Origin of the sequence: Eubacterium sulci ATCC 35585, from assembly GCA_001189495.1 — a bacterium.
Classification (GTDB): Bacteria; Bacillota; Clostridia; order Peptostreptococcales; family Anaerovoracaceae; genus Eubacterium_B; species Eubacterium_B sulci.
In genome coordinates, this window is record CP012068.1 from 1,200,501 (window position 1) to 1,211,329 (window position 10,829).

Sequence of the window (10,829 nt, forward strand, 5' to 3'; positions counted from 1 at the left end):
AAGTCGCTACATTTGTAGCGACTTCTGAATAAGACTTATTTATAATCCATAGATTATTCAGCTACTGCGTCTGCAAGAGCTTCAGCGTTGTCCCACTCTTCGATAATCTGTGGAATTACCTGATATAGGTCTCCAACGATTCCGTAGTCTGCAACTTCGAAGATAGGAGCATCAGCATCCTTATTGATAGCAATGATGATGTCTGAATCCTGCATACCTGCTAGATGCTGGATAGCACCTGAGATACCGCAAGCGAAGTAGATCTGTGGCTTAACTGTTGTACCTGTCTGTCCAACCTGGTGGCTGTGATCAATCCAACCTGAATCTACAGCAGCACGTGATGAACCTACAACACCGCCAACCTTATCAGCTAGCTTCTGGATAAGCTCAAATCCCTTAGCATCGCCAAGTCCTCTTCCGCCTGAGCAGATGATATCAGCATCTGTTAGTGATACCATTTCCTTAGCTGACTTAACGATATCGATAATCTTTGTTCTGATATCTGAAGCATCAAGATCAACATTGCACTTGATGATTTCGCCTGTAGCTCCAGGTTTTCTCTCTAGCTTTGACATAACGCCAGGTCTTACAGTTGACATCTGAGGTCTTGATGTAGGGCTGACGATAGTAGCCATTAGGTTACCACCAAAAGCAGGACGAGTCATCTTTAGCTTTGTATCTGGATCATTAGGATCTAGTGATGATGTGTTAAGTGTTGTGTTCTTTGATGTGAAGTCGATGTACTTATCAACTCTGATATCAAGGTGAGTACAGTCAGCTGTTAGACCAACGTTTGCACGACCAGCTACACGAGGAGCTAGGTCACGTCCGATGTGTGTAGCACCATACATGATGATCTCTGGCTTATATTCACGAAGAGCAGCAGTGATTACCTTTGTGTAAGCATCTGTTGTGTAGTTCTTTAGTAGTGGGTCTTCGATGATGTATACAAGGTCTGCGCCATATTCGAAGCATTCCTGAGCAAGATGCTCAACCTTGTCACCTACCAATAGAGCAGCTACCTTTGAATCAGCGCTGATATCTCTTGATAGTCTGTGTCCTTCACCAATCAACTCGAGGGCAACGTTCATGAGCTTGCCGTCACGCTGTTCAGCGAATACCCATACATTTTTGTATTCAGCAAAATTTACTTCTGACATGTTCATATCCTCCTTAAATGATGTGCTTCTTCTTCAAAGCAACGATTAGCTTCTGAGCAACTTCCTTCTCGGAATCTCCCTCAAGCATTGTTCCTTTTCCCTTTGGCTTAGGTGTGAATGAACGGAAAACGTTTGTTGGGGAAGCCTTTAGACCTACTGTTGATAGGTCAACTTCTACGTCAGCTGCACTCCAAACCTTGATGTCCTTCTCTGGCTTGAAGATTCCTGCAATGTTCATGTATCTTGGAGTGTTTAGCTCCTTTGTGCATGTTAGCATGCATGGAATTGGAACTTCGATTACTTCGTAACCGTCTTCTAGCTGTCTCTGTACTGTAACCTTTGTTTTGTCAGCACTCATTTCGCATTTCTGAACATATGTTACCTGTGGAAGGTTTAGCTTCTCAGCAATCTGAGGTCCAACCTGAGCTGTGTCTCCGTCGATAGCCTGTCTTCCACCGATGATCATGTCGAATTCGCCAATCTTCTCGATTGCAGCTGTGATAGCGTTTGATGTAGCCCATGTATCTGAACCACCAACTGCTCTATCTGATAGTAGAACTGCATCGTCAGCACCCATAGCGATACACTCGAAAAGCATTTCCTGAGCCTGTGGAGGTCCCATGCTTACAACTGTAACCTTGATGTTTTCTGGGTCTGTATCTTTAATTCTTAGCGCTTCTTCTAGTGCGTTAGCATCGTCTGGATTTAGGATGCTAGGTACACCATCTCTGATCAATGATCCCGTTTCAGGATTGATCTTGATTTCGTTTGTATCTGGAACTTGTTTTGCGCAAACAACAATTTTAAATGCCATTACTTCATATCCTCCTTATCCTATTAGCGTAGAAGCGATGCTGCAACAACCATTCTCTGAACTTCTGAAGTTCCTTCATAGATCTCAGTGATCTTAGCGTCACGCATCATTCTCTCTACTGGGTAATCCTTGGTGTATCCGTAACCGCCGTGTAGCTGTACGCACTTTGTAGTTACTTCCATAGCTGTTTCTGCAGCAAATAGCTTAGCCATTGCAGCTGGAACACCGTAAGGTAGGCCTGCATCCTCACAGAATGCTGATTTCAAAACTAATAGCTTTGCAGCTTCTACCTTTGTAGCAAGATCAGCTACTACGAACTGAAGTGCCTGCATCTGAGCAAGCTTCTTGCCGAACTGCTTTCTCTGCTTCATGTATTCAATCGTTACTTCTAGAGCACCCTCTGCAATTCCGAGAGCCTGTGAAGCAATACCGATACGTCCACCATCAAGAGTCTGCATAGCAACCTTAAATCCCTTGCCAAGTCCACCGAGGAGTCTGTCCTTAGGAATGCGGCAGTTCTGGAAAATAAGCTCTGTTGTTGAAGAAGCACAGATACCCATCTTGTCCTCAGTCTTACCGATTGAGAATCCTGGATCGTTCTTCTCTACGATGAATGCGCTTATTCCGTGGTTACCCTTTGACTTATCTGTCATAGCCATAACTACGAATACCTCTGCGTATCCACCATTTGTGATGAAGCACTTAGCTCCGTTTAGTACCCACTCGTCACCGTCAAGTTCAGCTCTTGTCTGCTGTCCTGATGCGTCTGTACCTGCATTTGGTTCTGTAAGACCGAAAGCACCTAGCTTCTTACCAGATAGTAGCTCTGGAAGATACTTCATCTTCTGATCCTCTGTACCATACTTATAAATTGGCCAGCAGCATAGTGATGTGTGTGCAGATACGATAACTGAGGTTGATGCGCAAACCTTTGCTAGCTCAGATACTGTAATTGAGTAGGACACCTCGTCTCCACCCATTCCGCCGTACTTTGTTGGGAAAGGAATGCCAAGCAAACCATACTTAGCCATCTTCTCTACAGTTTCTACCGGAAAACGGTGCTCCTGATCGATTTCAGCAGCTAAAGGTTCAACTTCTGTTTTAGCGAATTCTCTCACCATTTTCTGTACGAATTCCTGTTCCTTCGTCAGTTGAAAGTTCATGTAATTGCCTCCTTAAAAAATTATAACGATTCTTCTTGACATTTAGAAGAAAAGCCAATACTTATTAAAGCTGTACACCTTGTTATAAAAATAACAGCATACAAATATAGTAAAGCACCTTTTCACTTTTTTTGCAAGCCCTTTTGACCATTATATGATAAGAATTTGTCAATATCTAAGTGCTTTCGATAAGTGAACAGTTTAGGGTTCACTTTTGGGTTATGCTCTTATGTAGATTATTTCCTCTTCAGCTATTGCACTTTCAACAAGTGCGTCGATATCAAGCTTTGAGTCTGATATTTCTATCTTGTCTAGCTGTGGTTTTGTTGTAGGATGCTTTGGCAAAAATACTGTACAGCAATCCTCGTATGGCTCTATGGAAGTCTCAAACGTACCAATCTCCTGAGCCTTAGCGATTATATCTATCTTATCCATGGCTATCAAAGGTCTCATAACGGGCATATTAACACAGTTATCCGTTACAACTAATGCTTCTGCAGTTTGACTTGCCACCTGTCCTAGATTTTCGCCTGTAATCAACATCATCGCAGAATTTCTCTCTGCAATCTTCTCTGCAATTCTCATCATGAATCGTCTTACATGTATTGTGGTCTCAGCTTCTGGACAGTTTTTAACTATCTGCTCCTGTATAGGTAAAATGTTTATAACATGCATCTTGAAGCTTCCACAGTATGAAGCGACTATCTTTGCTAAATCCTCTACCTTCTCCTGCGCCCTAGGCGATGTGTATGGATATGAGTGGAAGTGAACAGCTTCAATCATCATTCCACGCTTTGCCATCATCCAAGCTGCAACTGGTGAATCTATTCCGCCAGAAAGGAGAACAAGTCCCTTACCGTTAGTTCCTAGAGGAAGGCCACCAAATCCTGCAATCTTATCCGCATATATATAAGATCTATCATGTCTTACATCAACAAAGAGTCTAACATCTGGGCTATGAACATCTACCTTTAGGACTTTAAGTCCTTTTAGCACATATCCACCTATCTGTCTTGCAATATCAGGAGATTTAATAGGAAACTGTTTGTCAGCTCTCTTTGCTTCAACTTTGAAAGTTCTTACACACCTCTCCTCACATAGTTTTTCCATAAAGCTTACAGCCTCTACCCCGATAGCTTCCATATTTGACTCAGATTCTACCGCAGGGCTTATTGAAGCAACGCCAAATACCTTTGATATCTCGCCAGCAAGCTGTACTGTATCCCATTCTCTATCAAATCTAACAAAGATTAGGCCTTCGTGTCTTTTTACGCTTGCCTTGCCATATCCAGCAGCCTTTAGTCTCTTGTGTATTCTCTCCGCAAGCATTCTTTCAAAATACGGCTTGTTCATTCCCTTAAGGGCAACCTCACCGCATCTTACTATCAAAATCTTTTCTTCGTTCATTTATACTTCCTTTCAGAAACTCTATCTAAAGCTACCTAACTTTCTAAATCCGGTAACTGCATCCTTCAATTTGCTTATCACATAGTCTAGCTCCTCTATTGTATTATCTGCACCAAAGCTGAATCTGATTGCGCCTTCAATATCTTTGTGGCTAAGTCCCATAGCTTTTAGAACGTGGCTATCGCCCTTCTTACCTGATGAACAAGCAGAACCAGTCGAAACCATTATTCCATCCTGCTCAAGCCTATGGAGTATAACTTCAGCTCTAGTACCAAGAATAGATACATTAAGAACTGATGGGCAAGCATCTACTGGGCTATTGAATCTAATATCTTCTAGTTCCTCTTCTATTCCATTTCTAAAATAACCATTCAATTCTTCGATTTTCTTAGTTCTTTCATCTAGATTTGCGTATGCCTTCTCCGTTGCAACTCCAAAGGCTGCTATTCCTGGAAGATTTTCCGTACCAGATCTATATCCCTTTTCCTGTCCACCACCATGAAGAATAGGCGAAAGGAGTTCTACGCTTTTAGCATACAGAGCTCCGGTACCCTTAGGACCATTTATCTTATGAGAACTGATGCTAATCAAATCTGCATTAAGCTTATCCATGCTAAGCTTTCCAAATGCCTGAACGGCATCCGTGTGCAAAATTGCGTTACTCTTAAGTTCTGCAATCTTTGATATAGGCATGATTGATCCGGTCTCATTATTAACAGTCATAACAGAGATTAAAGCGGTCTTCTCACTAATTTCAGACCTGAGCTCGTCTAAATTAATCTTACACTCTGAATCGACACTTAAATATTTAACCTTGGCCCCCTGCCTCTCTAAATACTTGCAGGCTTCTAGTACTGCTGGGTGTTCAACCTCAGTTGTAATAATCTCATCAGCCCTACGCTTAAGCCTATTAAAGGTGCCTATTATCGCCATATTATCGCTTTCGGTACCGCTTGATGTGAATATGAGCTGAGACTTATTTCCACCGCCAAACCTATCTAAAATTGCGTTTCTTGCGTTTTTAAGTTCCTTGGCCGCATTGTTGCCAAGACTATGAAGCGAAGATGGGTTTCCGTATCCCTCAGTCATTACCTCATAGGCCTTGTCTGCAGCCTCCTTGCAAACCTTTGTAGTCGCACTGTTATCCAAATATACCTGCATTAATTTATCCTCAAAATCAAATTAAATCACTTTCTTTTGCCACTTGCCACTCTTATATCTATATATGAATGCCGACATCTTAAAAATATTTCCAAGCGACGCTAGCGCAATACACATTTGAAGTGGCCACTTCAAGAATACTACAGCTGTGTATGCCATGGCAAGTTCTATGACTAGATTGCTCGTAAGCTCAATCACCATACAAAACAGCGTGTCACCACCTGCTCGCAGTATCCCGCACTGGAAAATATACGATAGCATTCTAGGAATTAATGTAAATGCAAATACTACCAAAACCTTTCCAAGAAGCTCAGTCGTCTCTGGACTGAAGTTATATATTGCTGATATAGGCTTTATCATAAGTATAATTCCTGCTACCATACAAGCTATCATAACTAAAGCTATCTTTATTGTCTTGTTTGCATAAAGCTTAGCAAGCTCAAACTTTCCTATTCCAAGAGTCTCACCTATAGCCACTGATGCACCATTACCAAAGCCAAATATTACGCTTTGAAAAATCATGCTCGTGAGGCTTGCAACCTGGATTACTGCAAGTGCTGAAGGGCCTATAATTCCATATGTTGCAAATACAAGCGTAAGCCCTATTGACCAACCGCTTTCGCTAAATACCACAGGCAGTCCTGTTTTGACAACTCTATTGTATAGACCAAAATCCTTGACGAATAATTCCTTAAAGGCCGCATGGAATGGATGTGTTTTATCACCGGCAATGTATATAACTAGTGCTACAAGCTCAAGTCCCCTCGCTATCAAAGTTGCAAAAGCTGCTCCTGATACACCAAGGCGTGGAAAAGCACCTACACCGTAAATCAATAAATAGTTCAAAACTATATTTATCACCATCGCGCTTGCGTTTATTATAGTCGGTACTTTCATTCTAGCAACAACTCGCGAATTATAGCTTAAAGCAAAGGAAATAGCCATCAAAATATACGAAAGCGAAACTATTCTTAGATATCTGCTTCCGTATGCTATAACCATTTCATCCTTAGCAAATATATGGATTATGCTCTCTGCTTTAAGTTGCGCTATGCTTAAGAAAGCAAGCCCAATTAATGCGCCAAGTGCTATATCAAATCCAATGAGCTTCCTAATGCTTTTAATATCCTTTACACCATAGTACTGTGCTACAAATACGGCTGTTCCACTGTAGAACCCAAAGCACACAGAAATAAAGATTCCAAAGACCTGATTCGCTGCTCCTGTTGCTGCAAGCTCAAGTTCACCTAACCTACCTATCATGATAGTGTCCGCTAGGTTTAGCCCGATGTTAAGCATGTTCTGTATGACAACAGGTATGGTAACTGTCAATATTCTTCTGTAAAAAAAGCTTTTATTTTCACCTTCTAATAATGTATTCATCTTGTTTCCATCTAGCTTAAGCCGAACATTAACATCTTAAAACAATCTTCTGATTCATTTAGAACAAAAGACTCCCCTTTATGGGGAGCCTAAGCAATATCAATTCTTATTTTGCGTAATCTATTGCACGAGTCTCTCTCACAACGTTTACCTTAATCTGTCCTGGATATTCTAGTTCAGATTCAATCTTCTTGGAGATTTCTCTTGCGAGTAGTGCGATGCTGTCATCACCTATCTCATTAGGATTTGCAATGATACGAATTTCTCTTCCTGCCTGAATTGCAAATGACTTCTCAACTCCAGGAGTTGTATTTGCTATATTCTCAAGTGTCTCAAGTCTCTTGATATATACATCTAGAGTTTCTCTACGAGCACCAGGTCTAGCTGCTGAAAGAGCATCAGCTGCAGCTATCAAAACTGCTTCTGCTGACTGTGGCTCATAATCACCATGGTGAGCAGCCATACCGTTGATAACAGCATCAGTCTCCTTGTACTTCTTAAGTACAGTTATACCGATATCTACGTGTGTACCCTCAAACTCATGGTCTAAAGCCTTACCTATGTCGTGAAGCAGACCAGCTCTTTTTGCAAGCTTAACATTTAGTCCTAGCTCACCAGCCATAAGTCCTGCAAGGTGTGCAACCTGAATTGAATGGTTTAGTACGTTCTGTCCGTATGATGTTCTATATCTCAAACGTCCTAGAAGCTTTACAAGCTCTGGATGAAGGTTGTGTATACCGACCTCAAAAGTAGCTCTCTCACCTTCAGATTTAATTATGCTGTTTACTTCCTTAGTTGCCTTGTTTACCATCTCCTCTATACGAGCTGGATGGATTCTTCCGTCAGTGATTAGCTTCTCAAGCGCAAGTCTTGCGATCTCTCTTCTCACTGGGTCAAAACATGAGACGATTACGGCCTCTGGTGTATCGTCAATGATTAGATCAACACCTGTCTGAGTCTCTATCGCTCTGATATTTCTTCCTTCTCTACCAATAATTCTACCCTTCATCTCATCGTTAGGTAGCTGGACAACAGATACTGTAGATTCTGCAACCTGATCAGCTGCACATCTTTGAATAGCGCCGACTATGATATCTTTAGCCTTAATGTCAGCTTCTTCCTTAGCCTTCATCTCGATGTCTTTAATCATCAAAGATGCGTCGTGTCTTACGTCCTTTTCTATCTCGGTTAACAATAGCTGCTTCGCCTCTTCGGCTGTCAATCCTGAAATTCTCTCAAGTTCAACAATTCTCTTCTCAAGGAATGAGTCTAGCTCTTCCTTTTGCTTCGATATCTCGATTTGCTTTTTCGCTAGATCTTCTTCTTTCCTCTCTATGCTGCTAAGCTTGCGATCTACCGTCTCTTCCTTCTGAGCTATTCGTCTTTCTGAACGTGTAAGCTCATTTCTTCTTTCTCTTACTTCCTTTTCTACATCGTTTCTTACACGATGCGCTTCCTCTTTGGCTTCTAACGTAATTTCCTTCTCAATTGTTTCGGATTTTTTCTCTGCATCTAGAATCAAATTCTGTGCAACCTGTTCTGCGTTTCCAATTATCTTTTCGCCAACGCTTTTTCTGTAAATATATCCGATTAACAGTCCCGCAATAAGGGTAACTGCACCAACTACAACAATTAAAATCACGGCTGTCGGAGTCATTGAAGCACCTCCTTTATTCATATTTTATTATGTACGAACGGCATGCTCAAAAAAAGAATATGCCTTGATATTCTCACACAAATTATATTATAATGTTTGATACGACAATATGTCAAGAAACTTGAGGTGTATTGAATGAACTATTTTTCATATATTTACAAAAATATTGATAAAATTATATGCACGATAGTTGCTATTTTTGCTCTTATCAGTATTCTTATAATAGGTAGTACCACTGTAGATACTAATTTCTTTTCAAGAAGTGTAATAGTACAGTTTGCTGCATATTTAATCGGCATTTTTATGATATTATTCACCCTTAGGTATAACTACACCATATTCAAGAATTTGAGAAAAATCCTCTATCCTATAGCCATATTAATGCTATTAACCGTTTATATACCTGGCCTAGGAACAGAAATAAACTCGGCACGTTCATGGATAAACCTAAGAGTTATAACGCTTCAGCCATCTGAACTAGTTAAGATTCTATTTATCCTAATAATGGCATCATATCTAGATGAGCATAAGGATGAATTATATAATTTCAAATGCCTTGTCAAAGCTGTGCTAATCGCCTCACCTATCATCCTAATCGTACTCAAAGAGGATCTCGGAAGCGCACTAGTATTTGCATCCATTTGGCTCTTCATGATGTTCTTTTCAGGCATAGAGCTTAAGGCGCTAGGCAAGTTCTTCGCTTTGATATTTGCTCTAATCCCTCTCGGCTATATATCCATGGCGCAGTACCAAAAAGATAGAATCGAAGCATTCCTGCATCCTGACAATCTTTCACTTCCAGGAAACTACCAGGTATGGCAATCCAAGGTTGCTATTGGTTCAGGCGGATTCTTTGGCAAAGGGCTCTTCGGCGGAACTCAGAAAAGTTTAGATTTCATACCTGTTCAAACAAGTGACTTCTTCTTCGCCGTGCTTGGTGAAGAGCTTGGGCTACTCGGAGGCTTCTTTATTATCGCACTCTACCTTGTGCTCCTTCTACGTATGATGAGTATTCTAAAAAACGCAGTCGATTTCTATGGTGCTTTGATAATCTCGGGAATAATCGGTATGTTCGTATTCCAAATTTTCGAGAATATCGCAATGACTATGGGGCTTATGCCTGTAACCGGTATAACACTACCTTTCCTAAGCTACGGCGGATCATCCATAGTATCCAATATGCTAGCCATCGCACTTGTACTAAATATAGCAGTGCGCAGTAAGAAGATAAACTTCTAGCATAGCTAGATCAATACAAATTAAATATGGGGCAGGCGTTAATTCCGCTTGCCCCATTTTGTTTCTTAATATCAGCTTACTATTCTAGTTAAATCAAAGGTCTTATCTCTTCTGAAACATCTTCAATGCCTAGTATGCGATCGCATATATTATTGAAGTTTTCCTCAATGTATGTGCCTTCCTTAAGCACGATAGGAATACCTAGGTTTGTTGATATTCTGATATTTGCATCAGACTGAATTACTCCAGCAAGTCTTGGCTTTAGCATCGCTGTAATCTCCCTAAGCTTTGGTGAATAACCAGATGCCATTAGCTCGGCTTCGACATTGTTTATAACAAGATGTCTCTTATCTATTCCCATTCCAACTAGCTGTCTATCTAGGTTATCTGCATCCCTTATAGCAGAGTAATCCGGGCTTGAGATAATTATTGCTTCGTCTGCACCAGCGCTTGCTATTACAAGTCCATCATCTATTCCTGATGGAGCATCTATTATCACATAGTCGTAGATATTCTTTAACTTTTCGCAGAGCACTTTCATATGAAGAGGTGTAAGATATCCATCGTCCCTCTCAGGTGATGATGCCATGATATATAAATCGTCAAATCTCTTATCCCTGATAAGCGCCTGCTTGATTCTGCACATTCCAGTCAGAACGTCATGAACGTCGTAAACGACATTGTTTTCTAGACCGAAGTATAAATCAAGGTTCCTAAGTCCCATATCAAGGTCAATCAAAACAACGCTCTTGCCCCTCTTTGCGAGTATTGAGCCAAAGTTGACCGCAAACATTGTCTTTCCTGTTCCACCCTTACCTGATGAAACGACATACACCTTTCCCATT

General features: G+C 41.0%; 9 protein-coding genes. 1 reads left to right on the forward strand and 8 read right to left on the reverse strand.

Translation table 11 applies throughout. From position 1 onward, the window contains the following. Positions 1 to 53 precede the first annotated feature (53 nt). The 7 genes from ADJ67_05560 to ADJ67_05590 all read right to left on the reverse strand — a co-directional run bounded on the left by ADJ67_05560 (position 54) and on the right by ADJ67_05590 (position 8,745). Complete coding sequence (locus ADJ67_05560; GenBank protein AKT47152.1) at positions 54 to 1,160, reverse strand: electron transfer flavoprotein subunit alpha; 1,107 nt, start codon at positions 1,158 to 1,160, stop codon at positions 54 to 56. 13 nt (positions 1,161 to 1,173) lie between these two features. Then, positions 1,174 to 1,974, reverse strand: a complete 801-nt coding sequence (locus ADJ67_05565) for an electron transfer flavoprotein subunit beta (GenBank protein ID AKT47153.1) — start codon at positions 1,972 to 1,974, stop codon at positions 1,174 to 1,176. A gap of 23 nt (positions 1,975 to 1,997) precedes the next feature. Next, positions 1,998 to 3,137 (reverse strand): acyl-CoA dehydrogenase, encoded by a 1,140-nt coding sequence (locus ADJ67_05570; protein ID AKT47154.1) that lies wholly within the window; start codon positions 3,135 to 3,137, stop codon positions 1,998 to 2,000. 219 nt (positions 3,138 to 3,356) lie between these two features. Continuing rightward, positions 3,357 to 4,544 (reverse strand): thiamine biosynthesis protein ThiI, encoded by a 1,188-nt coding sequence (locus ADJ67_05575; GenBank protein AKT47155.1) that lies wholly within the window; start codon positions 4,542 to 4,544, stop codon positions 3,357 to 3,359. A 21-nt stretch (positions 4,545 to 4,565) separates the two neighbouring features. Then, entirely contained in the window at positions 4,566 to 5,705 is a 1,140-nt protein-coding gene (locus ADJ67_05580; protein AKT47156.1) for a hypothetical protein, read from the reverse strand. A 21-nt stretch (positions 5,706 to 5,726) separates the two neighbouring features. Further along, positions 5,727 to 7,088, reverse strand: a complete 1,362-nt coding sequence (locus ADJ67_05585) for a hypothetical protein (GenBank protein AKT47157.1) — start codon at positions 7,086 to 7,088, stop codon at positions 5,727 to 5,729. Between the two features lie 106 nt (positions 7,089 to 7,194). Then, the gene (locus ADJ67_05590) at positions 7,195 to 8,745 is read right to left on the reverse strand and encodes a ribonuclease (protein AKT47158.1); all 1,551 of its coding nucleotides are present in this window, start codon (positions 8,743 to 8,745) and stop codon (positions 7,195 to 7,197) included. A gap of 135 nt (positions 8,746 to 8,880) precedes the next feature. Here ADJ67_05590 and ADJ67_05595 point away from each other — a divergent pair, with 135 nt between their 5' ends. Continuing rightward, on the forward strand, positions 8,881 to 9,984 hold the full coding sequence (locus ADJ67_05595) for a hypothetical protein (GenBank protein AKT47159.1): 1,104 nt from the start codon (positions 8,881 to 8,883) through the stop codon (positions 9,982 to 9,984). 88 nt (positions 9,985 to 10,072) lie between these two features. Here the strand turns inward: ADJ67_05595 and ADJ67_05600 are convergent, their stop codons facing one another. After that, positions 10,073 to 10,828 (reverse strand): hypothetical protein, encoded by a 756-nt coding sequence (locus tag ADJ67_05600; protein ID AKT47160.1) that lies wholly within the window; start codon positions 10,826 to 10,828, stop codon positions 10,073 to 10,075. Position 10,829 lies beyond the last annotated feature (1 nt).

What these genes read in the sequence shown, in the direction of transcription:
- ADJ67_05580 (AKT47156.1), bottom strand. Translation starts at nt 5,705, where the DNA reads ATGCAGGTATATTTGGATAACAGTGCGACTACAAAGGTTTGCAAGGAG.
- ADJ67_05560 (AKT47152.1), bottom strand. Translation starts at nt 1,160, where the DNA reads ATGTCAGAAGTAAATTTTGCTGAATACAAAAATGTATGGGTATTCGCT.
- ADJ67_05565 (AKT47153.1), bottom strand. Translation starts at nt 1,974, where the DNA reads ATGGCATTTAAAATTGTTGTTTGCGCAAAACAAGTTCCAGATACAAAC.
- ADJ67_05575 (AKT47155.1), bottom strand. Translation starts at nt 4,544, where the DNA reads ATGAACGAAGAAAAGATTTTGATAGTAAGATGCGGTGAGGTTGCCCTT.
- ADJ67_05590 (AKT47158.1), bottom strand. Translation starts at nt 8,745, where the DNA reads ATGACTCCGACAGCCGTGATTTTAATTGTTGTAGTTGGTGCAGTTACC.
- ADJ67_05600 (AKT47160.1), bottom strand. Translation starts at nt 10,828, where the DNA reads ATGGGAAAGGTGTATGTCGTTTCATCAGGTAAGGGTGGAACAGGAAAG.
- ADJ67_05570 (AKT47154.1), bottom strand. Translation starts at nt 3,137, where the DNA reads ATGAACTTTCAACTGACGAAGGAACAGGAATTCGTACAGAAAATGGTG.
- ADJ67_05595 (AKT47159.1), top strand. Translation starts at nt 8,881, where the DNA reads ATGAACTATTTTTCATATATTTACAAAAATATTGATAAAATTATATGC.
- ADJ67_05585 (AKT47157.1), bottom strand. Translation starts at nt 7,088, where the DNA reads ATGAATACATTATTAGAAGGTGAAAATAAAAGCTTTTTTTACAGAAGA.